General features: G+C 69.9%; 26 protein-coding genes. 13 read left to right on the forward strand and 13 right to left on the reverse strand.

Annotation, left to right across the window (positions count from 1 at the left end):
* Window positions 1-137: 137 nt before the first annotated feature.
* On the reverse strand, window positions 138-290 hold the full coding sequence (locus ACQ0O7_RS09105) for a hypothetical protein (protein WP_430781388.1): 153 nt from the start codon (window positions 288-290) through the stop codon (window positions 138-140).
* Window positions 291-397: 107 nt separating this feature from the next.
* Here ACQ0O7_RS09105 and ACQ0O7_RS09110 point away from each other — a divergent pair, with 107 nt between their 5' ends.
* Together ACQ0O7_RS09110 and ACQ0O7_RS09115 are read left to right on the forward strand one after the other, a co-directional pair.
* Entirely contained in the window at window positions 398-2,407 is a 2,010-nt protein-coding gene (locus ACQ0O7_RS09110; protein WP_430781390.1) for a hypothetical protein, read from the forward strand.
* A gap of 22 nt (window positions 2,408-2,429) precedes the next feature.
* Entirely contained in the window at window positions 2,430-2,825 is a 396-nt protein-coding gene (locus tag ACQ0O7_RS09115) for a hypothetical protein (protein WP_430781392.1), read from the forward strand.
* Between the two features lie 46 nt (window positions 2,826-2,871).
* Here the strand turns inward: ACQ0O7_RS09115 and ACQ0O7_RS09120 are convergent, their stop codons facing one another.
* Genes ACQ0O7_RS09120 through ACQ0O7_RS09140 form a run of 5 tightly spaced genes read right to left on the reverse strand, consistent with a single transcriptional unit; the run spans window position 2,872 to window position 7,940 of the window.
* The gene (locus ACQ0O7_RS09120) at window positions 2,872-3,099 is read right to left on the reverse strand and encodes a hypothetical protein (protein WP_430781393.1); all 228 of its coding nucleotides are present in this window, start codon (window positions 3,097-3,099) and stop codon (window positions 2,872-2,874) included.
* A gap of 1 nt (window position 3,100) precedes the next feature.
* The gene (locus ACQ0O7_RS09125; RefSeq protein WP_430781394.1) at window positions 3,101-4,333 is read right to left on the reverse strand and encodes an McrC family protein; all 1,233 of its coding nucleotides are present in this window, start codon (window positions 4,331-4,333) and stop codon (window positions 3,101-3,103) included.
* Window positions 4,330-6,531 (reverse strand): AAA family ATPase, encoded by a 2,202-nt coding sequence (locus ACQ0O7_RS09130; RefSeq protein WP_430781395.1) that lies wholly within the window; start codon window positions 6,529-6,531, stop codon window positions 4,330-4,332. The genes ACQ0O7_RS09125 and ACQ0O7_RS09130 overlap by 4 nt, the downstream gene beginning before the upstream one ends.
* A gap of 54 nt (window positions 6,532-6,585) precedes the next feature.
* Window positions 6,586-7,479, reverse strand: a complete 894-nt coding sequence (bla, locus tag ACQ0O7_RS09135; protein WP_430781397.1) for a class A beta-lactamase — start codon at window positions 7,477-7,479, stop codon at window positions 6,586-6,588.
* On the reverse strand, window positions 7,467-7,940 hold the full coding sequence (locus tag ACQ0O7_RS09140; RefSeq protein WP_430781399.1) for an NUDIX hydrolase: 474 nt from the start codon (window positions 7,938-7,940) through the stop codon (window positions 7,467-7,469). The genes bla and ACQ0O7_RS09140 overlap by 13 nt, the downstream gene beginning before the upstream one ends.
* 43 nt (window positions 7,941-7,983) lie before the next feature.
* On the opposite strand from ACQ0O7_RS09140, the gene ACQ0O7_RS09145 reads away from it, so the two are divergent.
* Window positions 7,984-8,613, forward strand: a complete 630-nt coding sequence (locus tag ACQ0O7_RS09145; RefSeq protein WP_430781400.1) for a VOC family protein — start codon at window positions 7,984-7,986, stop codon at window positions 8,611-8,613.
* A 43-nt stretch (window positions 8,614-8,656) separates the two neighbouring features.
* Here ACQ0O7_RS09145 and ACQ0O7_RS09150 read toward each other — a convergent pair whose 3' ends face one another.
* The 3 genes from ACQ0O7_RS09150 to ACQ0O7_RS09160 all read right to left on the reverse strand — a co-directional run bounded on the left by ACQ0O7_RS09150 (window position 8,657) and on the right by ACQ0O7_RS09160 (window position 10,889).
* On the reverse strand, window positions 8,657-8,920 hold the full coding sequence (locus ACQ0O7_RS09150; RefSeq protein ID WP_430781401.1) for a transposase family protein: 264 nt from the start codon (window positions 8,918-8,920) through the stop codon (window positions 8,657-8,659).
* Window positions 8,917-9,444, reverse strand: a complete 528-nt coding sequence (locus ACQ0O7_RS09155; RefSeq protein WP_430781402.1) for a transposase family protein — start codon at window positions 9,442-9,444, stop codon at window positions 8,917-8,919. The genes ACQ0O7_RS09150 and ACQ0O7_RS09155 overlap by 4 nt, the downstream gene beginning before the upstream one ends.
* A gap of 485 nt (window positions 9,445-9,929) precedes the next feature.
* Window positions 9,930-10,889, reverse strand: a complete 960-nt coding sequence (locus tag ACQ0O7_RS09160; RefSeq protein ID WP_430781403.1) for an SGNH/GDSL hydrolase family protein — start codon at window positions 10,887-10,889, stop codon at window positions 9,930-9,932.
* A 244-nt stretch (window positions 10,890-11,133) separates the two neighbouring features.
* On the opposite strand from ACQ0O7_RS09160, the gene ACQ0O7_RS09165 reads away from it, so the two are divergent.
* Both ACQ0O7_RS09165 and ACQ0O7_RS09170 read left to right on the forward strand, forming a co-directional pair.
* Complete coding sequence (locus ACQ0O7_RS09165; RefSeq protein WP_430781622.1) at window positions 11,134-12,321, forward strand: GTP-binding protein; 1,188 nt, start codon at window positions 11,134-11,136, stop codon at window positions 12,319-12,321.
* A complete protein-coding gene (locus ACQ0O7_RS09170; protein WP_430781404.1) occupies window positions 12,305-13,216 on the forward strand; it encodes a GTP-binding protein in 912 nt (303 codons plus the stop codon). The genes ACQ0O7_RS09165 and ACQ0O7_RS09170 overlap by 17 nt, the downstream gene beginning before the upstream one ends.
* Here the strand turns inward: ACQ0O7_RS09170 and ACQ0O7_RS09175 are convergent.
* A complete protein-coding gene (locus ACQ0O7_RS09175; protein ID WP_430781405.1) occupies window positions 13,208-14,176 on the reverse strand; it encodes a MerR family transcriptional regulator in 969 nt (322 codons plus the stop codon). The two genes, ACQ0O7_RS09170 and ACQ0O7_RS09175, sit on opposite strands and share 9 nt — an antisense overlap.
* Before the next feature lie 103 nt (window positions 14,177-14,279).
* Between ACQ0O7_RS09175 and ACQ0O7_RS09180 the strand changes: the two genes are divergently transcribed.
* From ACQ0O7_RS09180 to ACQ0O7_RS09190, 3 genes are read left to right on the forward strand one after another with little or no spacing between them, the layout of a single operon-like run.
* On the forward strand, window positions 14,280-14,582 hold the full coding sequence (locus ACQ0O7_RS09180) for a type VII secretion target (protein WP_430781406.1): 303 nt from the start codon (window positions 14,280-14,282) through the stop codon (window positions 14,580-14,582).
* A complete protein-coding gene (locus tag ACQ0O7_RS09185; RefSeq protein WP_430781407.1) occupies window positions 14,579-17,026 on the forward strand; it encodes a hypothetical protein in 2,448 nt (815 codons plus the stop codon). Before ACQ0O7_RS09180 ends, ACQ0O7_RS09185 begins: the two co-directional genes overlap by 4 nt.
* 44 nt (window positions 17,027-17,070) lie before the next feature.
* A complete protein-coding gene (locus ACQ0O7_RS09190) occupies window positions 17,071-17,715 on the forward strand; it encodes a hypothetical protein (protein ID WP_430781408.1) in 645 nt (214 codons plus the stop codon).
* 4 nt (window positions 17,716-17,719) lie between these two features.
* Here the strand turns inward: ACQ0O7_RS09190 and ACQ0O7_RS09195 are convergent, their stop codons facing one another.
* Complete coding sequence (locus ACQ0O7_RS09195) at window positions 17,720-18,760, reverse strand: CobW family GTP-binding protein (RefSeq protein ID WP_430781409.1); 1,041 nt, start codon at window positions 18,758-18,760, stop codon at window positions 17,720-17,722.
* Between the two features lie 55 nt (window positions 18,761-18,815).
* On the opposite strand from ACQ0O7_RS09195, the gene ACQ0O7_RS09200 reads away from it, so the two are divergent.
* Window positions 18,816-20,741 (forward strand): Xaa-Pro dipeptidyl-peptidase, encoded by a 1,926-nt coding sequence (locus tag ACQ0O7_RS09200; protein WP_430781410.1) that lies wholly within the window; start codon window positions 18,816-18,818, stop codon window positions 20,739-20,741.
* A 4-nt stretch (window positions 20,742-20,745) separates the two neighbouring features.
* On the opposite strand, the gene ACQ0O7_RS09205 is transcribed toward ACQ0O7_RS09200, so the two are convergent.
* Window positions 20,746-22,035, reverse strand: a complete 1,290-nt coding sequence (locus ACQ0O7_RS09205; protein ID WP_430781412.1) for an RNA polymerase sigma factor — start codon at window positions 22,033-22,035, stop codon at window positions 20,746-20,748.
* Complete coding sequence (locus ACQ0O7_RS09210; RefSeq protein WP_430781413.1) at window positions 22,023-22,394, reverse strand: YciI family protein; 372 nt, start codon at window positions 22,392-22,394, stop codon at window positions 22,023-22,025. Before ACQ0O7_RS09210 ends, ACQ0O7_RS09205 begins: the two co-directional genes overlap by 13 nt.
* Window positions 22,395-22,472: 78 nt before the next feature.
* Here ACQ0O7_RS09210 and ACQ0O7_RS09215 point away from each other — a divergent pair, with 78 nt between their 5' ends.
* From ACQ0O7_RS09215 to ACQ0O7_RS09230, 4 genes are all read left to right on the forward strand, one after another.
* Window positions 22,473-22,895, forward strand: a complete 423-nt coding sequence (locus ACQ0O7_RS09215; protein ID WP_430781414.1) for an SMI1/KNR4 family protein — start codon at window positions 22,473-22,475, stop codon at window positions 22,893-22,895.
* A gap of 120 nt (window positions 22,896-23,015) precedes the next feature.
* Window positions 23,016-24,272 (forward strand): hypothetical protein, encoded by a 1,257-nt coding sequence (locus ACQ0O7_RS09220; protein ID WP_430781415.1) that lies wholly within the window; start codon window positions 23,016-23,018, stop codon window positions 24,270-24,272.
* 43 nt (window positions 24,273-24,315) lie between these two features.
* Window positions 24,316-24,495, forward strand: a complete 180-nt coding sequence (locus ACQ0O7_RS09225; RefSeq protein WP_430781416.1) for a hypothetical protein — start codon at window positions 24,316-24,318, stop codon at window positions 24,493-24,495.
* Window positions 24,496-24,597: 102 nt separating this feature from the next.
* Window positions 24,598-25,458: a hypothetical protein gene (locus ACQ0O7_RS09230; RefSeq protein ID WP_430781418.1), complete on the forward strand. Its 861-nt coding sequence runs from the start codon at window positions 24,598-24,600 to the stop codon at window positions 25,456-25,458.
* The last annotated feature ends 255 nt before the right edge of the window (window positions 25,459-25,713 follow it).

The following is a 25,713-nucleotide window of genomic DNA, read 5'->3' on the forward strand; positions in this document are numbered from 1 at the left end:
GGATCATGACCGACTTCCCCGACGTGTTACGCACCGTCACCGCCCTGGAGATCTTCAGAACCGCCCAACCGGGTTTTGAATGACCCTCCGTGTCACGCCCCGGATTCGCCGTTGTCCGCCCGACCGGGTCCGATAGCTCACTTCGTCGGTGAGGCGGAGTGCGGGCCGGGCGATACCCCGTACGCGAATGTGGGGTTGATCCTCCGCCCGGACAACCACATCGGGAACGTGCTCGCCAGCACCCGCCACTCCCCCGGCAATGCCGCCCGCAACGTCTCCGCCTCGATCACCCGCAGATGATGCCACTGATCGATACATGCGGCCGCGCGGGCCGAAAATGCGTTTCTCCGCTCGCGTGTGCTCCATAGGATCGGCGGCGATCTAGGAGGATGCCACGGTGGGCGATTTTCAGCAGTTCGTGACGGATGTGAGCGCGCGTCTGTCCGCGATGGGCAAGGGCGAGTTGTTCGTCGTCGGTGACGGTCTGGACCGGGATTCGCTCTGGCTCACGTTTCTGGATTCGTTCCCCGCCGGCACCAATCCGCGCTTCCGGGAACGGTCCGAATACGACTGTTCGACGTGCCGCCAGTTCGTCAAGCACTTCGGCACCGTCGTCGAGATCCAGGACGGCCGGATCCGTACCGTCTGGTCCGGGGTTTCCGCCGCCGACCCGGTCTTCTCGGTCGTCGCCGCGGCGATGGACGAATTCGTCGGATCGCTGCCGCTGTCGGGCGTGTTCCGGTCCCGTGAGGAGCAGTACGGCGCGAAGACCACCCGGTCGCTGCGCGACGGCCGGGTCGAGGTGTGGAACCACCTGCACGGCCGGGTGGAGAAGCGGCACCACACCTCGGACGTCGGCGCGGAGCGGGGTGCCTTCGACGCCTCGGTGCAGGTGTTCCAGCGGGGTCTGGAGGAGCTCACCCCGGCGGCTCTGGACACCGTCGCCGACCTGATCGACAGCGACTCGCTCTACCGGGGCACCGAGCACCGCCGGGCGGTGACCGAGTTCCGGTCGCTGCGCAACCGGTGGGCGCAGGCCCCCGACGGGCGGGCGTTCGTCTTCGCCAACGCGGCGAGCCCGGCGGCCCGGCTCCGCAACACGGTGATCGGCACCCTGGTGCGGGATCTGTCCGAGGGTGTCGAGCTGGAGCAGGCGGTGCGGGCGTTCGAGACGAAGGTGGCACCGCAGAACTACCAGCGGCCGACCGCACTGATCACCCCGGCGATGGTCAAGTCCGCCATGCGGACCATCGGCGAACTGGGTGTCGAGGAGTCGCTGCGGCGCCGGTTCGCGCGGCTGTCCGACGTGTCGGTGAACAACGTGCTGTGGGTCGACAACGACACCCAGGCGCGGATGAAGGACGGCATCGAGGGGCTGCTCATGCAGGCGGCCACCACAGGGCCGGCCGGTGCGCGGGTGCGTGACGCCAAGCCGGAGGAGGTGCCGGTGCTCACCTTCCTGAAGGACATCCTGCCCGGTGCGGCGAACATCGATCTGTGGGTCGGCAACAGTCACGAACCACACTTCGTCAGTCTCACCACCGGCCTGCACCCGGACGCGCCACGGCTGTTCAAGTGGGACAACGACTTCGGATGGTCGTACGGCGGGAACGTCACCGACTCGATCAAGGAGCGGGTGAAGCGGGCCGGTGGCAACGTGACCGGCAAGCTGCGGGTGAGCCTGTCCTGGTTCAACCACGACGACCTCGACCTGCATGTGTACGAGCCGGACGGCACCCACATCTGGTACCAGGAGAAGCGCGACAAGCTGGACGTCGACATGAACGCGGGCGGACCGGACACCCGCGAGCCGGTGGAGAACGTGACCTGGGCCGCCAAGGTGCCCGACGGCGTGTACCGGATCGCGGTGAACCAGTTCCGCAAGCGTGAGACCTCCGACGTCGGTTTCGTGATCGAGACGGAGAGCAACGGCAGGACCGAGAATTTCCGGTACGAGCGGGCAGTCAGCCAGAAGGAGACCGTCGAAGTGGGCCGGATGACGGTCACCGGTGGCGTGATCACCGCTTTCCAGCCGGCCGACGGAATGCGGCCGGGCAACGCCGCCCAGGAGCGGTGGGGCATCACCACCGAACAGTTCGTGCCGGTCTCCACCGTCATGTACTCGCCGAACTACTTCGACGACAACGAGGTCGGCAACCGCCACTACTTCTTCATGCTGAAGGGCTGCGTGAACGACCAGCCGGCCCGCGGCATCTACAACGAGTTCCTGCGCGGCGACCTGCAGCAGCACCGCAAGGTGTTCGAGGTCCTCGGCGACCGCACCAAGTGCGAACCGTCCCCGGACCAGCTGTCCGGTCTCGGTTTCAGCTCCACGGTCCGCGAGTCCGTGGTCGCCAAGGTGACCATGACCGGCGGCCGGCGCCGTCTCATCAGCATCCAGTTCTGAACCCCCTTTGAGAGAGGCCAGAGTGACCGTTTTCGAGAAGGCCACCCGGGAGAAGTTCCGCTACCCGTCGACCAAGGGCCAGTTGACCACCGAGCAGCTGTGGGACCTTCCGCTGACCGCCAAGTCCGGCTTCAGCCTGGACGACGTGGCGAAGGCCGTGAACGCCGAGTTGAAGGCCGCCGGCACCGAGTCCTTCGTGGCCACCGAGACCAACCCGGCGACGGAGACGCTGCGAGCGAAGCTGGACGTGGTCAAGCAGGTGATCGCCACCCGCCTGGCCGAGGACCAGGCGGCGAAGGCAGCCGCGGCGAAGAAGCTGGAGAAGGAGAAGCTGATCGAGATCCTGGGCCGCAAGCAGGACGCGGTCCTGGAGAACCTGACCGAGGCCGAACTCCTGGCCCGCATCAACAACCTGTAGTCGCGACGGAGACGACCCGGACGCCCGAGGCGGGCATCCGGGTCGTTCAGCGGTCCGTGAGGCGGGAACCCCGGCCGTTCACTTCAGGGCCGGGTAGTTGACGTGAGCCGGACCCGTGGTCGCCGAAGTGGACCTTGGCGAGATGCCAAGCGCGGACATGATCGTCGGTGGCCTCTCGTGCCCGGACCATGTCCTCGTCGGCGAGGTCGAGCTCGGTGATCAGCTCACCGAGCTCGGAATACGCGCGCCAGCCGGTGGGTCCATTCTCGGTCATTTCATTCACTCTCATCACTTAGCGCCGCCAGATACCGGGAGATGGGTGTGCTCGCGGACGCAGCGATCTTTCCGGCGATGTCATCGATGGTGGCGAGAATGCGGTCCGGTGGATCGGTGAGTGGGACGACATGTGAATGGATGTGAACGCCCGCGTTCCGGACGACGATCGCCGGTGTCGGGGTTCCGGCCGCGTACACCAGGTGGCCATGCCGGATACCGAGGGCCGTGCAGTAGGCGAGGACCTGGTACACGTCCTCGGGGCGAGGGCCGGACGGCTGCAGCCGCTTGTATTTGGCGTCGATGACGGCCAGGCAGTCCGTTCCGGACCACCAGGAGATGTCGGTCTGCATGGCGACCCGGCCGTCGTCGTCCAAGGCGAGTGCCTGCTGCCGGCGTGCCTGACCGCCGATCGCGTCCAGCGCCGACATCAAGGCCTGGGACAGCCAGTCCTCGTACACCCGGTTCATGTCGAACAGGAATCCGCTGGAGCTGCTCGCACCGGGCGCATCCTCGAGGCTGCTTCGCCGCAGAATGATCTGCGCGAGATGCAACGCGGGCCCGTACCTGCGGTTGAGCCGTGTTTCGCTGATCGTCGGAGGCGGTGGCCCGGGCGGGAGCAGTGCCGCGTCGGCGAGATCACGAACGATCCTGGTCAGTGCCATCCGTGCGGTCGGGGCGAGGCCGTCGATCGCCAGCAGCCGGGTGGCGGCGGTACGGAGCACACGGTTCTCGGGTATGTCGATGCTGTAGTCGTCGTATCGGACCTCCAGCGGCAGCGGCACTCCTGGCCGTGCCCGCATCTGGTCCGCCTCGCGGAGCCTGCCCCGCAGCGTGGGGAGAGTCTCCTCGATCTCGCGATAGCCGTGCAGGATCCCGCCGGTGAGGGCCCGGCGGCATCGGGTCACGAACATCGTCGCCATGGCGGCGACCAGCCCGGTGTCCGTGCCGACCTGGACCTCGTCCTCCCGCCACCCGGACTGGTTCCGGGCGTGGCCGAGCATCCAGAGCAGGCGCGACACCCCGATCTTGGGCCGGATGTGCAGTTCGACGGCGTCCTCACCGGTGCCGGCCGGCACCGCGCCGACGACGGAGTGGGCCTGCAGGACGATGTCACCGGTGCCGACCGCCCCGCTGACGTGGACGGCACCGGTGGCTTGCAGGGCGCGTGCCGTTGCGGCGGTCAGTCCCGGGAAGGCCGTCCGCTGATGCTCGGCGAGATCCACCCGCCTCATGTCCGGTCCGTGGCCGGCCCGCCGTCCGCCGGGGAGGATGCCGCTTTCACCCGGGCGAGGAGGGGCGCGAGAGCGTACTTCGTGTGTACGTCCACACCACTGCCGGCGAATCGTTCCTCCAGCAGGGGCAGGATCGCGGTCCGCCAGATGCGTTGCAGGCCGGCGTCGGTCCGCGCCCTCTCGGACATGAAGTAGGACGGTCCGATGGCGCTCTCCGGATCACCCAGCATGGCGTTGAGGGTGTCCAGGAGGTCGGCGGCGGTCGCCGGGATCGCGTTGGCCGTGAGCCAGTCGCGCAGCATGGCCACCAGCGGTGACCGGCCGGGAAACAACGGCACGAAGTCGAACCGGCGCCGCATCGCCTGATCGACCAAGGCGATGGACCGGTCGGCCGTGTTCATCGTCCCGATCACCAGCAGATTCCGGGGCAGCGCGAAGTCCTCGCCCGGCGAGTACTGGAGACCGATCGACTGGTTGCGGTATTCCAGCAGGAAGTACAGCTCGCCGAACACTTTCGCGAGGTTCGCCCGGTTGAGTTCGTCGATCACCAGGATGTAGGGGCGGGTGGGATCCGCTTCCGCGAGGGCAGCCATCCGCCGCAGCGGACCGGGCACCAGGTCGAACACGATCGAGCCCTGGGTGTCACCGGGCCGCGGCCGGAAGCCCTCGAAGAAGTCCTCGTAGGCGTACGACGGATGGAACTGGACGAGCCGCTGTTCACCGCCCGCCGTCTCGGTGAGGAACGTCGCGAGAGCCTGGGCGACGTAGGTCTTTCCCGTTCCGGGCGGCCCGTACAGCACCACCTGCCCTTTCTCCCGAAGCAGGTCGATGACCTCGCCGAGCCATTCCCGCGGCAGAAAGAGGCTTTCGGCGAGCGCCTTCGTCGGGTCGGGGAGTTCCAGCGCGACCGGACCGGCCGGCTCTTCGACCTCACCGCCTCCGGTGTTCCCTTCGATCTCGGCGAGCGCGAGGATCTCCTCCGCGTAGAGCCCCAGGTCGGTGACGACGCTCTGCCCGCTCAGTTTGCCCCGGGCCCCGGCGGAGAGGTCGGCACGAACGATCGGCCGGTCGGCGTTGAGCCATTCGACGGGGTGCCGGCGGCTCGACAGCCCGTCCGGTGACTCCACCCATTCGGCGGGACCGGTGACCTTGCCCGCGAAGACGTCGGCGCCGTTGACGGTCGCCACCACGTGACCGGCTTTGATCCGGTTCAGGAACCGGTCCAGGGTGACGGTCGTGGCCCGCCGTTCCGGGACGCTCAGATCGGGCAGGGCCGCCACGACGATCTGACTGATCTTCGAGGGCGACGTGCCCGCCGGGATCGTGGGCACGTCCGGGAACGCGACGGAACAGTACCCGCCGGTGATCCAGTCGGGAATCAGGTCGCGACCGTGGACCTTGGCTCCCCGGACGAGCCATCCCGGTGTGGTGGACTTCGTCGTGCGCCATCCGTCCCACGGCGGCCGATAGAAGTGAATCGGATCGCCCGGTTCATCGGCCAGGGCGCCGCGCAGCGCGAGCATGTCCCGGTCGTCGTCGCCCGAACGTGCCGAGAGACGATCGGCGTAGAAGTCCAGGATGCGCCCCCGGTCCCGGCTCGCGACGATCGACTCGAACGTGTCCGGGAACATCAGATGCAGCAGTGCCGCGCGCTGGTTGTAACCACTGTTGAGCGGCACCGTGCTCAGCAGGTCCCGAAACCGCCATGGGTCCGCGGTGACCGCCGCACGCTCGGCCTCGGCGAGATCGGTGAGCGCGACCACACATCGGATGAGGAACGTCAGCTGCACATCAGGCCTGGTCATATACCAGGTGCCGGGGTTGGCGACGCCACCGGTGAACGCCTCGAGCACCCGCTCCGGCAACGGGTCGGTCTTACCGGCGAGAGCAAGAACGCCCTCCACCATTCGCCGTTTGGCCGGCACACCGACGTTCACAGGTGTCAGCTCGTAGATGACGGCCAGCTCCGCCATCAGCTGGATCGCCTGCGGGCTGGCACCGGCCAGCTGGTCCCGTAGCTTTCCCAGGAAGGTATCGGTGCCGACGTCGGGGGCGTTGACGAAACGGACGACGAGTTCGTCGGCCGCGGCAGCCGTCCACACCGGTGTCCCCGGGCTGAGCAGGCTGTCCAGCCCGCGCAGGCAACGTTCCCGGATCTCGTCGGCCAGGGCGTAGACCTGCTCAGGGCTGTCGCGCATACACCGGACCCTACGTTGAGCCTCCGGGTTCGGAGACCTCCCACGCGGGACCGGTCAGCGCAGGGCCTCGACGATCGTTCTGGTGGCTTCGGCTATCAGTGCGTCGTCGGAGGGGGCGTTCGGTCTGCCCCGGTCGGACTGGATCGCGATGACCAGTGGGTCGCCGCCCGGGGGCCAGGCGACGGCGATGTCGTTGCGGGTGCCGTAGCCGCCGCTGCCCGTTTTGTCGCCCACCTGCCAACCGGTGGGGACACCCGCCCGGATGTACGTGTCACCCGTCGTGTTGCCGACCAGTAGCTCGATCAGCTTCTCCCGGCGTGGGACGGGCAGGGCGTCACCGAGAGCCAGACGGTTCAGGGTCTCGGCGAGTGCCTTCGGTGTGCTCGTGTCACGCTTGTCGCCGGGAGTGGCCTCGTTCAGCGACGGCTCGTCACGGCTGGTGTTCGTGGTGTCGTCACCCAGGGCTCGCAGCTGCTCCTGCAATCCCTTCGGGCCGCCGATCTCGTCGAGCAGCAGGTTGGCGGCGGTGTTGTCGCTGTACTGGACGGCCGCCGCGATCAGCTCGTCCACCCGCATCCCGGAGCCGACGTGCCGGGACGTCACCGGGGCCCATTCCAGAAGATCCGCTTTCCGGTACGTCACGACCTGCTCCAGGTCGGCGTCACTGAGGGTGCGCAGCAGTACGCCGGCCAGCAGCGCCTTGAACGTGGACGCGTGGGCGAACCGTTCCCCGGCACGGTACGACACCATCCGACCGGTCCCGGTGTTGATGGCATGAACACCCAGCCGAGCCCCGAAACGCTCCTCCAGCTCGTCGAATCCAAGATCGACGGCAACCGGGGGCGCCACCGAACTCGGGGCCGGCGCCGGAGCGGCCACCGGCGGGGAACCACAGCCGGCCAGCAGCACGGCCGTCAGCACGGCCAGCGGACGGATCATGCGAACCATGCGGCCTCCCCCGATCCGGACAGCGCGAGCGCCACACACCGCCCCTGATGGGGAGGCAGCCCGGGCAGCGACTCCGGGGCGAACCAGCCCACCTCCACGGACTCGTCGTCGTTGACCCGGGCGGTATCGGAAACCGCCGCCCGGCACCGGAAACCGAGCGCGAGCCAGTGGATCTGATCACCGTTCGGGGCGACCGACAGGTCCAGGGCTTCGACCGCGAGCAGCCGCTCCACCGTCACCTCGACGCCGGTCTCCTCGAACACCTCACGCCGCACCCCGTCGGCCGGCTGCTCGCCGGGTTCCAGGCAGCCGGTGACGAGCGCCCAGTCCCCGCTGTCCGACCGGCGGCCGAGCAGGATCCGGTCCCGGTCGTCGAGGACCACCGCGATCACACCGGTCAACGGCAGCGGGTCATGTCCAATTTTGGTGCGTAATGCGACGACGAACTCCGGTATGGCCATGCGGATCACCCTACGAGCCCCGCGCACCACTACGTTAGCTGCCATGACGAGCGGGGATTTCTGCTGGATGGACCTTAAAACCCACGACCTTGCCGGTACGGTGAAGCAGCTCGCCACCCGGCTGGGCTGGCAGTGCGCGGTCGACCCGGACGATTGGCGCCGAGCCACGGTGATCAGCATCGGCGGATACCCCATCGGCACCCTCAGCGATCTGTCCGCACCGATCTACCCGCCCGGAACACCCCCGCACGTGGCCTTCTACCTGGCCGTCGACGACGCCGACAGGCGTGCCGAAGCCGCCGCCGCGCAGGGGGCGCAGGTGCTCGTGCCGCCGTTCGACGCCGGCGATCAGGGCCGGATCGCCACCCTGATCGACCCGTTCGGCGCGGTGGTCTCCCTGTGGCAGCGGACTCCGGGCCACGGCTGGCGGCATCCGGCCGGGCTGCGCAACGCCCCGTACCGCATGGTGTTGACCTGCCCCGACCCGGACCGGACCGCCCACTTCTACCGCGACGCGCTCGGCGCGCCCCTGCATCACGCGGATCTTCGGCTGAGCGCGGCAGTCGCCTCGCCCCCACAATGGCAGTTGGCATTGAGCAGCGATCACAACGCCTCGGCCTCCACTGACGAAGGCATCACGTTCTCCATGGAATCCCGGTTCACCCCGAGCTGAAGGCGCATCACTTTCCGGACCGCACTCGACCAATGCGGGAGGGTCATTCAAAATCCGGTAGCGCGGTTCTGAAGATCTCCAGGGCAGTGACGGTTCGTAACACGTCGGGGAAGTTTGTCATGATGCGGTGGTAGCCGGTCTTGAGGATCTTCCAGTTCTCGAGGTGGCTGATCGCGCGTTCGACGGCGGCGCGGAGCCGGTTGACGCTGTAGTTGTAGGCCTTCTGCTTGTCGGTCAGTTCCCCGCCGGGTGGCTTCTTGTGCGGGGTGATCGGACCGGTGCCCTGGTAGCCACAGTCGCCGATCATCCCGGGGCCTCCGGCCGAGTAGTGGTCTCTCCAGCGGTCGGCGATGCCGGAGATGAAGAATGCCGCGCGTCGTGACGGGCGCCGTTGACCGGGTCGCCGACGTCCGCGACCTGGCCGTCGAGATTGGCGATGACCTGCACGTTCTGCCCGCACATGTGCTTCTTGCCGGAGAACAGGCCGTGGTAGGCCTCGCGTTCGCCGACCGGGGCGACGAACCCGTCGACCAGCACTCCTTCGCGGCGGGTCTGCTCCAGACGCTGGTCGACCTCGGGCCGGGTCACCCAGCGCAGGACCGGCTGCAGGATCTGGTGGTAGCGGGTGATGGTGGCCTGGGAACAGCCGAACACCTCGGCGACGAGGTCGTCGCTCACGTTGTGCCGCAGCCCGAACAGGACCGCGACCAGCGCTGTGGACAGCGGTAACACGTGCGGTCGCCCGACCGCGGGTTTCTCCCACTCGTCACCGACGATCTCACGGACCCGGCCGGTCAGGTCGGCGAGCCGGTCTGTCGGGAGTCCTGTCATACTTTCACAGCGCGGCGGCTGGCCCTCGATCATCTTCCACACAAAGTTGATCTATCTGGGATCCGGCCGCCGTGTCTATTTAGGACGCCGTGCGCTCGATCACGCCCGCCCCGACGGTCACGCACCGTGACATCTGCGAGCATCAACCTACTTTTGAATGGCCCTCCTCGACCACGAAAGCTCTTCACCGCAAAGGAGCCCGGCGGTTGAGGCGAAAGCTCACATCGGGGGTGAATCGGCCAAGATCTGGGTGAGCGGCTCAGGGAAACCGTGCGGGCCGCTCTGGGCAACCGTGTAGGCCGGCGACGGGGAACCGTGTGGGCGGCGACGGGGAACCGTGTGGGCCAGCGACGGGCTGCGGGAAACCTTGTGGGCCGCATTCGCCCGGTGGTCGCCGGGCGGTCCGGTGTGGCGCGGGCGTCGCGGGGACGATGGCTGGCGACCCGATTTCTGTGGGGCCGACGGGCGTACCGAAGCGGGGTCTTTCAGAAGTCGGACCAGCGGTTGACCTTGCGGGTCTGGGTCTCGTAGCGACCAGGCACCCACGTGCGCTTCTTGTGGTGGCCGGGGACCCAGGTGCGGACCTGCTCGTGGAAGGTGCGGGTGGTCTGCCAGCGGTTCTCGGTGACGGTGCGGCCGTCGGTCCGGGAGACGATCACCCGGCGCAGGTTCCAGGTGCGGCATTCGCGCTGGGTGCGGCTGCGGGCGTGGCACAGGTTCGCCTTGCGGGCGCGGTACGGGTTGACCGTTGTCGGCCACTGCGGGTGGGTGGTGCGGCGCATCGCCTGGTACCAGTTGTGGGCCATCTTGCGGTAGCCGAACTCGTTCGGGTGGTGACGGTCGTAGATGTCCAGGCCGGCCACCGTAGACTGGCCCACCAGGTGCACCTGGGCGTCCTTCTGCGCGACGATCGCCGGGATCAGTGTGTTGTACGCCTGGTTCGCGGCCACCTCGGAGGCCACCGTGGTGCCGACGATCGTCGCTACGTAGATTTCGGCCCTGGGTGCGCCTGTCCGGATCTGATCAATCAGGTCGGAGAGTTTGCGGGCGGCCGCGAGCGGGTTGTCGGCGCGGGTGATGTTGTTGGTGCCGGCGTGCAGCAGCACCACGTCCGGTTTGGCGGCGGCCAGTGACTCGTCGACGATGCCGGCCAGGCGTTCGATGGTCCAGCCGCCGTGGCCCTCGTGGTCCCGGTCGCCGGTGGTGCCCTCCCGCTGGGAGCCGACGAAGTCGGTGCGGACCCCGGCGTCGCGCAGGCGGCTCTGCAGGTCGGCGCGCCAGCCGTTCTTGCCGGGTGAGCCGACACCGACGGTGATGCTGTCGCCGAGCGGCATGATCCGCAGGGGCGCGGGGCCGGGTGCGGCTGCCGCCGGAGCCGGGATGGCGGGGGCGAGCAGCAGCCCCGCCAGTGAGGCGGCGAAGATGCCGAGCCGGTTTCGCGTCATCTGGTCCCGTCCTGGAGTGCCGATGCCTACGGATGGGCTATCGGCGCACCCGGGCCGATCACTGACCCGGTCGGCGGGTGTCGCTCCCGGATGGCAACCCGGCGGGGAACAGACCGCTGCGGCGGCCCTTGGCGCCTTTGGGGCAGGTGGTTCACCGGCGGCCCACCCTCAAGTTGAAATGAAAACCGTTTTTAATAAGATGATCGGCATGGCTGTTCCAGGTCCGTCAACCCCGACTACCACCATCGATGTACGCCTACCCGTCACCGTGCTGTCCGGGTTCCTCGGGGCCGGTAAGACCACCCTGCTCAACCACCTGCTCGCCAACCGGGACGGGCTGCGCGTCGCGGTCATCGTCAACGACATGAGTGAGATCAACATCGACGCCGCGCTGGTGCGTGACGGCGGTGGGCTGTCGCGGACCGAGGAACGCCTGGTCGAGATGACCAACGGCTGTATCTGCTGCACGCTGCGCGACGACCTGCTCGACGAGGTGACGCGGCTGGCCGGGCAGGGGCGGTTCGACTACCTGATCATCGAGTCGAGTGGCATCTCCGAGCCGATGCCGGTGGCCGCCACCTTCACCTTCCTGCCCGAGCTGGCCGTGCTCGACACGATGGCCACCGTCGTCGACGCGCCGCATCTGATCGCCCGGATCGAGGCCGGGGAGAGCCTGGAGGCGCGCGGGCTGGCCGCCTTCGAGGACGACGATCGTACGATCGCGGACCTGCTCGTCGACCAGATCGAGTTCGCCGACGTGATCGTGGTGAACAAGACCGACCTGGTGTCACCGGCCGAACTCGCCCGGGCCGAAGCCCTGATCACCCGGCTCAATCCGCGCGCCCGGCAGATCCGGGCCACCTTCGGGCGGGTCTCCCCCACCGCGCTGATCGGCACCGGCGGCTTCGACATGGCGGCCGCCGAGACCGCGCCCGGCTGGGTCGCCGAACTCAACGGCGAGCACATTCCGGAGACCGTCGAGTACGGCATCGCCAGCCTGCTCTTCCAGGCCGCCGAGCCGTTCCACCCGCAGCGGCTGTGGGATTTCCTGACGAAGGCGATCGACGAGTACGGCGTACTCCGCTCGAAGGGTTTCCTCTGGCTCGCCACCCGCCCGGACATGATCGCCCTCTGGTCCCAGGCCGGCCCGCACGGACGGTGTGACCCGGCCGGAGTGCCGGTGGCCGCGTCCGGGATCTGGCCCGACGATCCGCAGGAGGCCGCCGAGCTGCGGGAACGCTGGCATCCGCAGTTCGGTGACCGGCGTCAGGAGCTGGTGCTGATCGGGGCCCGGCTGCCCGTCGACGAGCTGCGCGCCGGGCTGCGGAACTGCCTGCTCACCCCGGCCGAACTGGCTGTCGGGCCGGACGACTGGAGGGTTCTGCCGGACCCGTTCCCGGCCTGGGAGGACGACCATGTCCACCAGCACTGACCTGGTGTTGTGCGGGTTCTGGCCGCACGCCACCGCCGAGGTCGCCCACCGGATGGCCACCGGCCGGCGGATCGTGCTGGTCGACGACCTGAGCGTGCTGCCCACCGGCGGGCGGGGACTGCTGGTGGTGGTGCCCGACGACTGCGAACCGGACCAGGTCCGCGCCGCCTGGCCCGGCGACCCGCCGGACATCACCACCGTGGTGCCGGCCGATCTGCTGCTCGACGCCCTCTACGACGAACGGGTCGGCGACCTGGTCAGCCGGCAGATCGAACAGGCCGACACGGTGGTCCTGGAAGGCAGCCCGGAAGGCGACGACGAATGGGAGGCCGAACAACTGCGCACGCTGGTACGGCGGATCGCACCGTGGCCGCCCACCTCCCGGGGCCGGATCGTCGACGCGGTCACCCGGGGACTGCGCGGTCACGCTGTCGGGATTCACGAGCCGCTGCCGTCGTACGGCGTGGTGTCCTGTGTCTTCCATGCTCGTCGTCCCTTCCACCCGCAGCGGCTGCACGACGCGCTGGACGAGGTGACGGACGGGGTGCTGCGCTCGCGCGGGCACTTCTGGCTGGCCAGCCGCCCGGACATCGTGTGGACGTGGGAGTCGTCCGGTGGTCTCACCCTGGGCCCGCACAGCGGCTGGCTGGGCCGGCTGCCCACCGAGCACTGGGACGAGGTGGACCCGGAGCGCTGTCTGGCGGCGACGGTCGAGTGGGACCCGTACTACGAGGACCGGCATCAGCATCTGGCGTTCATCGGCATCGACTTCGACCCGGTGCACGTGCACCGCACCCTGACCGCCTGCCTGCTCACCGACGACGAGCTGTCCCGCGGTGAGCAGGTGTGGCGCGGCTATCCGGACCCGTTCGGCCTGCGGTGGCTGTCAGGCTGAGGCGTGCAGGGCGGCGGCGAGCCAGGCGTACGGGAACTGCTCGGGCGGGCCGTTGATCGTGGTCACCAGGGCCTGGTAGCGGTCCAGCGGCGAGTCGCCGGCCTCCGCCTGTGCCTCGCGTTCCATCTGCTCCGCGGCCAGCATGTTGTCGCCGGACTCGCGGCGGAACTGCGGGCTGTCCGGCGCGCCGCCGAGGAGGGCGAGCAGCCACTCGGCCCACTGGTCGGCGATCTTGCGGGCCCGCGGCGAGTCGGCGGGTTCGCCCTCGCGGGCGGCGGCCATCGCCGCCTCACCGATCGGGCCCGCCTCCTCGAACGCGTCCAGCATCGCCGGTGAGGACATGATCTGCCCGCCGTCGGTGGAGCACACCTCCTCCAGCTCCCGGCGGACCGCCAGGCGTACGGCGCGGTCACCGACCAGATCGGCCAGCTCGATCCACGCCTCCAGCTGGCCGACCGACGGCTGCTCCGGCAGCTGCGGGCGGGACTGGCGCCACCAGTCGATCAGCTTGTCCGGCACCACGATCCCGGCGCCCACCTCGGCCCAGAAGTCCTCCATGATGCGGTCGCGTTCCTCGTCGGAGAGCCCGACCAGGCGGTGCATCAGGGTCACCTGCTCGGCCGTCGACTGCTGCCGGACCATGGTGCGCAGCACCGCCCGCCGGGCCCGCAGCCGGCCCTCCTGCTGTTCGACAAGCGCGAGATGGGTCTCGGCCAGCTCCCCCAGCGTCGCCTCACCGGCCAGCACCCGGCGGATCTCGTCCAGCCCGGCGTCCAGTTCCCGCAGCGTGCGCACCAGTTCCAGGCGGGCGATGGCCCGCACGTCGTACAGCCGGTTTCCGCCGGCGGTGCTGCCGGTCGCCTCGACGATCCCGGCGTCGGCGTAGTAGCGCACCGCGCTGACGCTCAGCCCGGTCCGCCGCGCGACCGCCCCGATCGAATAGAGCTCGTTGATGTCCACACCACGAGTCTGCGATCTCAAGCCACTGGAGATGCAAGGCCTCCCGCCGGGCGGCGAGGTGATCTCGGTAGGGTGCAGGTTCGCATCTGGGGAGGGGGCGCCGGTGCAACCGGGGGACTTTGAGGTTGATATCAACGGTTTGCGAGGTATCGGGGGGAAGGTGGGCAACGCCGCCGCGACGTTGCGGGAGACCGTGCGGGTGGCCGGGACCGGGCTGGCGCCCGCCGGGCAGCCGGGATCGGCCGCCGCCACCGCGGCCAAAGCCGCCGAGCAGGTGTGGACCGCCGGGCTGAGGAAGCTCACCGAGCAGATCGACGACTACAGCGCGAGCCTGGTCACCTCGGCGCAGGAGTACGAGGCCGCCGACGCGGCGAACGCGCGGAAACTGCGGGAGGGCGGGCGATGAGCGGCCTGACGTTGCAGGATCTGCTCGGGTTCGACGCCGGGCCGTGGCACACCGCCTCGCAGGTCTGGCATCAGCTGGCGCTGGGCCTCGACGACACCTCGGACGGCCTGATCAACGGCACCCGCGACATCAGCGAGATCTGGCCGCGCGGCACCGGGTCGGTGGCGGCACGGGAGAAGGCGAACACGCTGCGGACCGCGGTCAGTGACGCCTACCCGCCGGCGAAGCGCCTGGCCGACGCGTTCGACCAGCACGCGTACGCGATGAAGGGTCTGCGCGGTCAGGCCGAGAGTGTGATCGCCTCGGCTCAGCAGAGCGGGTACACCGTCGACACGGCGGCTGTCACGATCACCGCGCCCGCGTCGGCGTACCTGGGCGGCAACCTGGACCGGACCGGCCGGGAGACCGGTGAGCTGCTCGGCCAGCTACGGTCGGTGGTGGACTCGGCGCGGGCACAGGACGACGCGACGGCCGCGATCATCAATAGCAACGTGCCGACGAGCGCGGCCGGTCTCGCCGCGGCCCGGCCGGCCGGGCACTCCCGGGCCGAGGAACTGGCGAAACGGCTGCGCGACCCGAACCACCAGGCCACGCCGGAAGAGCTGAGCGAGCTGTCGACGCTGCTCAAGGAGTACGGGCAGGACAAGGACTTCTCGCACCACTTCCTCACCACGCTCGGGCCCAAGGGCCTGCTGGAGCTCAACGGCCAGCTGGCGCTCCACCAGCTGGACCGGCCGGGCAAGGACGAGGACGGCTGGCTGTTCGACCGGGGCACCGCCGACACCATCGGTGACCTGCAACGCAGCCTCGGCATCATGCTGGACAACGCGACCGAGCCGACCGGCACCCGGACCGGCCCGCGCGGGGAGGTCTACGTTCCCGGCCAGTACGAGCTGTCCAGTCAGTGGATCAGCGACCTGATGACCGCGGGACGCAGCCAGATGGACATCGGCGACCCGTACAGTCCCGGACGGCGGCTGGAGAACGTCTACGGCTATCAGCTGCTCGGCCCGCTGCTGCGCACCGGAGACTACGACGCCGGGTTCCTGTCGACGGTCGGCGGCGACATGGTCGACTTCGAGATGGAGAAGGGCAAGGACGGCGCCCTGTGGACCGAGGCGCGCGGCGAGAACGTCCGGCTGGACTGGACGCAGGATCACGACAACAACACCGCACCCGCCGGGTACGACCCGGTCAGCTCACTGATGGACGCCCTGTCGCGCAACGGCGACGCCACCCGGGACCTGCTCACCGGCACCACCACGTTCAGCGCCGACGGTCCCGCCGACGGCCGGCTGCCGCGCCTGGACTACCTGCTCACCGACCGGGACTGGACGGCGACCGTGGACGTCCCCGGCGGGCCCGGCTGGACCGCCGAACTCATGACCAACGGCGACGCCTACCAGACCAACCCCGCCCTGGACCGGTTCGGCGAGGCCCTGGTGCAGGCCACCACCAACCAGGACGGCCCGGAGTCCCGGCGTCTCGTCGAGTCGATCATCCACGAGACCAACGCCGACGAGCAGGCGCAGGGCCGCGCCAACCGGGACCACTCCGAGCCCGGCAAGGCCGGCACCACCACCGACCTGCGGTCGACCGACTTCATCCACCCACAGCTGCGCGACTCGATGGGCCAGATCGTGGCGGCGTACATCTACGACGTGAACCTCAACCTGACCGACGGGCATCCGGTCAACGACACCAGGTCCATCGACGTCGACCAGGCGGACATGGTGCGGTTCCTGGCCGACGTCGGCAAGGACCAGGGCGCGTACCACACCATCGCCGCGGCCGAGGCCACCTACGCCGCGACCAACTACCTGGACATCGCCTCCGGCAATCGGACCCCGGGCGCCACCCTGGACCAGAACATCGCCGGCATGGAGGTCGTCTCCAACAACTACGGCCGGGTGATGGGCGCCCTCGATCTGGGGCTCACCGAGGCGCAGAAGGCGGAGATCGCCGCGATCGACGAGGCACACAACAAGAAGGTCGAGGGCACCTTCCGAATCGCGGGCCCGCTCGTCGAGGCGGTCGTCGGCGCGGCCACCGACCGGATCCCGGTGCCCGGCGCCGGGGACCTGGCCAACGGCTTCATCGGCAACGTGATGGAGGACATCGAGAAGGCGCAGCAGGCCGACCATCAGGGGGTGGGCGCCTTCAACGCCGGCAGCATGCTCAGCGGCGGCCGGGAGACCGCCGTCGGCATCGCCGAGATGGCCCTCTACAAAAGCGGCGAACTCGACCTGCCGGCACAGCTGCTGGTCGACGGTCAGCCGAAGCCCACCACCGACTGGGGCCGGCCGGAGACCAACGCCTGGAACGACTGGCGGGACCTGGCCGGGACGAACACGGTGGGCAAAGCCGCCACCGCCGCGGGAAACTACTACCAGAACGGCTACGACTCGGCGGCCGGCATCGTCCAGGGCAAGAGCCCTTCGTGACATCGATGAGCAGGAGAAGTCCACAGGTGAGAAACGGTCGGCAAGTGTTCATCGCGGCGGCCCTCGCCGTGACCGTCGGGCTCACGACGGCGAGCTGCTCCGACGACGGGACGCCCACGGTCGCGGACACCCCGTCGGCCGCGCCGCCGAGCGCGGCCGGGCCGGTGATGACGGCCGAGGAGGCGTACCAGAAACTGCCGATGGACGGCACGAAGGATCTGCCGATCACCTGGGAGCCGTCCGGGGCGCCGGAGACCGACGAGGTCCTCGCCGCCCGGCGCGCCCTCGTCCTGCACTACTGGCTGTTCCAGGCGACCGACTGGCCGCCGATCATCCAGGTCGGGCGACAGCTCTACAGCGACCGGTACTACCAGAAACTCCTCGCGCCGTACGCCGATCCCAAGCCGGTCGACAACCCCTCGGTCGGACCCATCTGGATCAAATACATGGGCAGCGAGCCGGCCGGCTCCGGCAAGGTGATGGTGACGTTCTGCGCCGATCTCGGCTACTGGCACGGCGCCAAGGAGACCGGCGCCAAGGTGCGCGAGGAGCGGGCCATCCTGGAGTCGTACCTGATGGAGCAGACCCCGGATCAGCGCTGGGTCGCCGACGGCCGGCTCGACAACCACGTGGACCTGGAGCCGAAGTACGGCGACGACTGCGCAGAGTTCGCCAAGCACAAGCCCTGACCCGTCAGGTGCTGAGCCGGCGGTAGCGGTGTAGGCGGCGGAGGCCGGCCGGGTGGGGCCGGTCGGCCGGGGCGTTCGTCACCTCGTCGAGGCGTTTCCGGGTGGACTGCTGGTCCAGGTCCATGCCGATCGCGACCAGTTCGCCGGATGAGGGCGGGGCCGGGAGCGGGGCCACGTGGATCTGGGTGCCGACCACGTTCACCAGGTAGCCCTGGTCGGTTCGGTTACCCCGTACCGCAATCCGGCCTTTGATCCGGTAGGCCCCTGGTGGTGGATCCTCCAGCAGGTCGATCAGGGCGTCGGGGCAGACCGGACCGGGCAGGGGCGTGGCGGCCGAGCGGGCGTGGTCGTGGTCCTGGTGGTCGCGGGACTGGTCGCGGATCAGGCGGGCCAGGGGCAGCTCGTCCGGCGGGTCCTCGTCGGCCGCGGTGTCGAAGACCAGCGCGGGGTCGATGCGGCCGTGTCGCGCGATGACGATCGGGACCTGTGGGTGGCGGTGCCGGACGCGTTCACGGATGCGGTCCACCACCCGGTCCCGCTCATCCGCGGGCAGCAGGTCGACCTTGTTGATGACGACCAGGGTGGCCGCCGCGTAGCGCACCGGAGGGTCCGGCCACCGGTCGACGGTCCGGAAGTGTTCGACGGCGTCGATCACCTCGATCAGGCCACCCGGGCGGATGTTCCTGACTCCGCTCTGGCCGATCAGGCGGGCCAGGCCGACCGGCTCGGCCACCCCGCTGGCCTCGACCAGGATCGCGTCCAGCCGCAGTCGGGGCCGGGACAGACGCTGCAACGCGTCGTCGAGGCCGCCGGCGTCCGGCAGGCAGCAGACACAGCCGCCGGAGATCGCCTCGGCGTCGTCGATCTGGCCGGCCACCAGGGCGGCGTCCACGTTCAGGGTCCCGAAGTCGTTGACGATCACGCCCAGGCGGGCGCCGGGCCAGCGCAGCAGATGGTTGAGCAGGCTGGTCTTGCCCGCGCCGAGATGACCGGTCAGGCCGATGACCGGCACCCGGCCGGTGGGTTTGATCCGCGTACCGGTCATGTCGTGGATTCTACGGACGCCCCCGATGGAAACATCGGTGATCTACGATGCGTTGATGTCTGGACTTCGAACTCGCGGGCTCGCGGCAGCCCTCGTGGTGGGGGTCGGCGCGGCCCTGGCCATCGCCGCCACCCCGGCCTCCGCCGCCGGGAAACCGCATGTCAGGGGCGGGGAGACCGTGCCGGTCTACTCGTATGCGAACGCCGTCCGGGAGAGCGTCTGGGTGCGGACCTCGCTCGACAACGACCAGGACGGGGTGCCCGACCGGGTGGCCGTCGACATCGTCCGGCCGCGCGAGGCCGCGGACCGGCGGGTCAGGGTTCCGGTGATCCTGGAGGCCTCGCCCTACTACTCGTGCTGCGGGCGGGGCAACGAGAGCGAACTGAAGACGTACGACGCCAACGGTGTCATCACCGGGCAGCCGCTCTTCTACGACAACTACTTCGTGCCACGCGGGTACGCCTTCGTCGCCGCCGACCTGGCCGGCACCAACCGGTCCACCGGCTGCATGGACGTCGGCGGGCGCGAGGAGGTGCTCAGCGCCAAGGCCGTCGTGGACTGGCTGAACGGCCGGGCCACCGCCACGTACGCCGACGGCACCCCGGCCGTCGCCACCGGCTGGACCGACGGGCGTACCGGGATGATCGGGAAGTCCTGGGACGGCTCGGTCGCCAACGGTGTCGCCGCGACCGGGGTGCGCGGCCTGGAGACGATCGTGCCGATCGGGGCGATCTCCAGCTGGTACGACTACCAGCGCTACAACGGTGTGCTCCGCTCCCCCGACTACCCGGAGTATCTGCACCGGGTGGTCAACGGGCGTCCCGGCACGACGTGCGCGCCGGTGGTCCGGCAGCTCGACGAGGGCAGTGACGACGCCACCGGCAATTTCAACGCCTACTGGGCCGAGCGCGACTACCGGCCGGACGCGCGCAAGGTGCGGGCCAGTGTGCTGATCGCGCACGGGCTCAACGACACCAACGTGACCACCGACCAGTTCGCCCGGTGGTGGGGCCGGTTGACCGTACCCAAGAAGGCCCTGCTCTTCCAGCAGGGGCACGTCGACCCGTTCGACATCCGCCGCGCCGAGTGGGTGGACCTGCTGCACCGGTGGTTCGATCGCTACCTGCAAGGGCTGCGTAACGGGATCGACCGCGAGCCCGCGGTGACGATCGCGTCCGGGCCGGGCGCCTGGGTGTCCGAGCGGACCTGGCCGGCCGCGGCGGCTCGCCCGGTACGGGTGACGCTGGGTGACGGCGACGGGGTGACCGGCACGCTCGGTGGCGGCCCGGCACGCGGTTCGCGGACGTGGACCGACAACCCCGCCCTGAGCGAGCGGGCCGCCGTGGCCGCGCCGAACACGCCGGTCGGAGGCCGGGTCGCCTTCCTGTCCGCGCCGCTGACCCGCGAGGTCCGGGTGTCGGGTTCCCCGTCGGTGACGCTGCGGGTGAAGGTCGACAAGCCGACCACCGAGCTGACCGCCCGGCTGGTCGACTACGGCACCGCGACCCGGGTCAACCACGAGGGCCGTGGTGAGGGCATCACCACGCTGACCACCGAGTCGTGCTGGGGTGACTCCACCGCGCTGGACGACGCCTGTTACCGGGACACCGCGGAGGACGTGGTCACCAACGACCTGTCGATCCTCGCCCGGGGCTGGCAGGACGCCGCCCACCACGTGTCGCTGCGGTTCGTCACGCCGCTGCGGCCCGGGAAGTGGTACTCGGTGACCGTCCCGTTGCAGGCCACCGACCAGCGGGTGGCCGCCGGGCACGTGCTCGGGCTGATCGTGCAGGCCAGCGACAACGAGTACTCGTCACCGCAGTCGACCGGGGCGACCATCACCCTCGACCTGCGCGGTAGCGCGCTCACCCTGCCGCTGGCCGGAACACTGCCGAAGCCGGGTGCGACGGCGCCGGAGGTGGCCACCGCACCGTCGGCGGACCGGGCCGGCCCGCCGGTGTTCCAGCCGCTGCTGCCCTGATCGGTCAGCCGGGGCGCGTCCAGGGCGTCTCCGTCCTGGACGCGCCCGGCTGCTCGGATACGGCTTCACGGCGGCGCTCCAGAAAGGCACGCTCGGCGGGGTCGTGGGTGAGAGCGATGGCATCGTCGTACGCGGTGACGGCCTCGCCGGTCCGCCCCAGCCGCTCCAGCAGGTGTGCCCGCAGCACCCGGGCCGGCTGAAAACGCTCACCGGCACCGACTTCACCCAGCCGGTCCAGCCCTGCCGCCGGGCCGTCCACCTCGGCGGTCACCGCGGCCAGCGCGACCGCACCGCCCAGCGACGGCGCGACGGTCTGCAGGAGCCGGTGCAGGTCCAGCAGGGTCACCCAGTCGGTGGTCCCGGTGCGGGCGCGGGCGCAGTGCACCGCCTGGATCGCGGCTTCGATCTGGAACCTGCCGAGCCGGCCGGACGCGTACGCAGTCCGTAAATGATCGTTTGCCCGGCCGATCAGGCCGGAATCCCACAGCGCGGTGTCCTGCTCGGCGAGAGGGACAAAAAGGCCGTTCGCGGTACGGGCGCCGGCCCGCGCCGTGGAGAACTGCACCAGCGCGGCCAGCCCGTGGACCTCCGGATCACCGGGGGCCAGCCCGGTCAGGATCTCGGCCAGATAGCGGGCCTCGGTCGGCAGGGTGCGCGGCTGCGGACCGGTGGTGGCCCAGTCGATGACGTAGGCGCCGTAGACGGCCTCCAGCACGGCGGCCATCCGGGCCGGCAGGTCGGCGCGGTCGGGCAGCCGGAACGGGATGCCGGCCACCTTGATCCGCTTCTTCGCCCGGACCAGACGGGTCGCCATGGTGGCCGCCGGTATGGCGTACGCGGCGGCGATCTGCGCCGCGGTGAACCCGAGCACGGTGTCGAGCATCAGCGGCGTGTGCATCGTACGGTCGATCGCCGGATGGGCGCAGACCAGCATCAGTTCCAGCCGCCGGTCCGGGATCGAATCCAGCACCGGTTCCTGGACGTACGCCGGGGCGTCCCGCTCCGGATCGAGCTCGACGTTGCGGCGGGCCGCCGCCGACTTCCACCAGTCCCGCAGCCGGTTCCGGGCCACCGTCAGCAGCCAGGCGTCCGGGTTGTCCGGGACACCGCGGTCCGGCCAGGTGCGCAGCGCCTGCTCGAAGGCGTCGGCCAGCGCGTCCTCGGCCGCGGTGATGTCGTTGCCGGCCATCGACAGCAGAGCCAGCAGCCGGCCCCGGCTCTCCCGGGCGGCCAGGCCGGCGGCGTGCACCGCCGGCCCGGCACGGCCGGCGTCGCCGGCGGTCAGGCCGACCACCGCCCGTCCAGGAAGGCGGTCGCCACCGGCCGGATCTCGATGACACCCCACTGGCTGCCCGGGCACTTCTCCGCCCAGCCGATCGCCGCGTCCAGATCCGGCACGTCGATCAGGAACACCCCGGCCAGAGCTTCCCTGGTCTCGGCGAACGGCCCGTCCTGCACCCGCAGCCCACCTTCGCGGCGGGTGACAGTGGTGCTCGCGGCCGTCGGCTGCAGCACGTCCGCCACGAGCAGGACCCCGGCCGATTCGAGGGCTTTGGCGTAGACGTCGAAAGCCTGCCGGGCCTCGGCGATGACCGCCTCGTCCAGCTCACCGGCGGCCGGCTCGGCGTAGTGCATCAATAGCGCGTAACGCATGACGTTTCTCCTTACATGCTTAACTGACACCAGGATGACGACCCACCCCGGCCGAAATCGTCAGGAGCCTCACCTGAGGTGATCGCATGGCACAACGAAGGGCCACCGGTCACCGCATCGATGCTGCGGCAGGTCGAGCGTGATCTCGGCGTGACGTTTCCGGCGCTGCTGCGGGCCTTCTACCGCCATCACAACGGCGGCTGGCCCACCACCGATGAGGCGCACCCGCTGGGCGTGCACGGATACTTCCCGATCGGAGCCGGCGAGACGTCGCTGGCCGGAACGTACGCGGCACTGGTCGGCGCCGCACCGCGGCTGACCGGGCTGATCCCCTTCGCCTACGACGCGGGCGGCAACACGTTTCTCGCACCCGGCCGTGACGACGGCGCACGCCCCGTGCTCTGGCTGCACCAGGAGAACGAGGCCGTCGTCCTCGAACACGCCCTGGACGCGCTACTGCCGCCGGGCCCGACTGTCCTGATTGAACGCGGCGGGGATTAGGCGTACCGGAGATGGTGTGGATCCTCTGGAAGTCTTTGCAAACTGCCGGGCCGGAGGATGATCCTGACGCGCGCCCGCCGTTAGCCTCGGCCGCGAGAAAGCCACCGGGGGGAGCGGGCGATGAACGCCGAGATTCAGCTGATCAGCGACGGTGATGGCCTGGCGGTCATCGGGAGGTCGACGGATGTCGAACGGTTCCTGCTCTCCGAAGGGCTGCCGGCCTCAAAGGATCTCGGGCTGCCGCGGCTGAAGTCGGTCGCGAGTCTCGGGTCCGCGCTGGCGCGGGCCGGCTCGGAGATCTCCGCCGAATCCGGTCGCTGGGTGCAGCTCTCCGAACAGTCGGCGCACCTCGTCGCACAATACGGCCTGCGGGAGAGCTCGAAGTCCGGGCTCTTCACCGGTGTGCTGAAGGGCGACAGTGGCCAGATCCGGGGCTTCGTCGAGTTCGCGCAGGGGCCCGGGTCGTTCCTGGCCAACCCGGCGGTGCTGGCCGGCGTCGGAGGGATCATGGCGCAGGTCGCCGCCAAGCAGAAGATGGACGAGATCACCGACTATCTCGCCTCGATCGATCAGAAGGTCGACGACGTGCTGCGGGCCCAGAAGGACGCCGCGCTCTCCCGGATGATCGGGACAGACCTGATGATCGAGGAGACCATGACGCTGCGGGAGACGCGGGGCCGGGTCGACGACATCATGTGGTCGAAGGTGCAGACCGCGCCGGCGACGATCGCCGAGACCCAGGCGTACGCGCTACGGCAGCTCGACGCCTACGCCGAGAAACTGGAGCGGCAGACCGCGATCGGTGATCTCGCCACCACGGCGCAGGAGGCGAAGACCAAGGTCCGGGAATGGCTCGCCGTGCTGGCCCGCTGCTTCCTGCTCCAGGACGCGATCGCCGTGCTGGAGCTGGACCGGGTGCTGGACGCCTCGCCGGAGGAACTGGACGGGCACCGCCTCGGGCTGCGGACCGCCCGCCACAACCGGCTGCAGGTCATCGCCCGCAGCACCGAACGTCTCCTGGAACGCATGAACACGGCGATCAGCCGGGCCAACGCCGAGGTCCTCTTCAACCCGATCAGCTCACCCACCGTCGTCCAGGCGAACAACCACACCGCGGCCGGCATCCACGACTTCCGCGGGCGGCTCGGCATCGAGACCGGCGGCCGGTCGTCGCAGGCCCGGCAGTGGGTGGACGCGGCCACCGAGGTCCGCGACAGCGTCCTGGAGACCGGGGCGAAGGGCCTCGACGCGGCTCTCACCATGGGCGGCGTGGCCCTCGGCAAGGCCGGCTCGGTGACGGGCATGCTCTCCAGCGGCATCGCCGGCCGGTTCCGCAAGCTGCGCGGCGACGAGGGACAGCGTTCCATCGAGTCCTGAACCGTGTCCCGGACGATGCGGCCGTGTACCGTGCCGGATCATCGTGGGCAGGATCTGGTTTCCCGGCAACCCGTGGCCGGACGGGCACCGTATCGAGGAGTTCGCCTGGACCGGCCGGATCGACGACGCCGGCCGGCTGTGGTTCGACCTGACACTGCGGACCGGGCCGTACGACGAGGCCGGCGTCGCAGAGGACAGGGACCCGGACGATCGGTCGGACTGACCATGCCGGAGGCCCGCGCGGAATCTCTCCTGAGCCGCTCGACCGACCGGTCCGGGTGACGCCCCCACCTGCCTACGGTATTGATCTGACACGATACGTCGCATGCCGTACCTGTTAGCCGCCGCCGTCCTGCTGGCATTGACCCACGTCGCCGACGTCCTGCTCGCCACACCGGTCTGGCGGTTCGCGGAACCGGTGTGTCTCGCCGTGCTGCTCGTCTACGCGCTGGTGGCCGGGCCCCGGTCGCCGCGGTGGGCGCTGCCGGCCGCCCTGGGTGTGCTGCTGGTGGACGCGGTCCGCACGATCCCGCCACCCCCGTCCACCTCGGGGTACGCCTGGCAGGTGCTGAAGCCCTCCGACGGCGTCGACGTGCCGTCCGGGTTCGAGGCAGCCGCCGCCGGCTCGTGGGCGCCGATCGTCGCGCTGATCCTGCTGGCCGTCGTGTGGTGGCGCGGGTCCCGGCCGTCGTGGGCGGTTCTCGGGATCACGGTCACGATGGCGGTCCTGATCACCGGGTACGCGGCGTACCGGGTGATCGTCATCGGTCTCGGGGTCCGCGACGAGAACGCCGAGCGCAGCTACGGGCAGGCCGACACCGGGGACGCGGTGACCGCTGTGGTCCTGGCCGTTCTGCCCGGGGTCGTGCTGGCTCTGGCGGCTCTCACGCTCACCGCCCTGCTGGCCCGCGACGGGCACCGGCTGGGCGCGGCCGGGGCGTTTCTACCGGCGCTGGCCGCGCTGCCGCTGATCGACGCCGGGATCGGCGCGGTGTCGCTGCCGTTCTCCGTGCACGGCGAGTCCGGGCTGTTCGGCTGGAGCATGATCCTGCCGACGCTGTCGATGCCGGCGCCGGTGCCCGCCCTGACCGCGGCGCTGATGATGACGGCGTTCCTGCTGCTGGCCGCGGGTCTCACCGCCCGCCGGGCACCGGCGGTAGCGTCGCATCCAGCAAGGAGGACCTGATCACGGCAGTCACCGACATCGCCCCGGACACCTTCGCCGGCCTGCCCGCCGCCGGCAGCAGACCGGCCGCCTCTCCCCCGGCATCGATCCGGAGCACGTCGGCGCCGCCGTGCTCAAGCCTGGTCCAGGGGTTCATCCTGCAGCGCCTGCTGGTCCGCACCACACCGCCGCTCGACTACCTGGCCGGTGTCGGCGCGCTGCTCGGCAGGCAGTGAGCCGCACAACCGGAGGGAATGCGGGCTCGGCCCGGCGACG

The organism is Actinoplanes sp. G11-F43 (assembly GCF_050589265.1).
Lineage (GTDB): Bacteria > Actinomycetota > Actinomycetes > Mycobacteriales > Micromonosporaceae > Actinoplanes.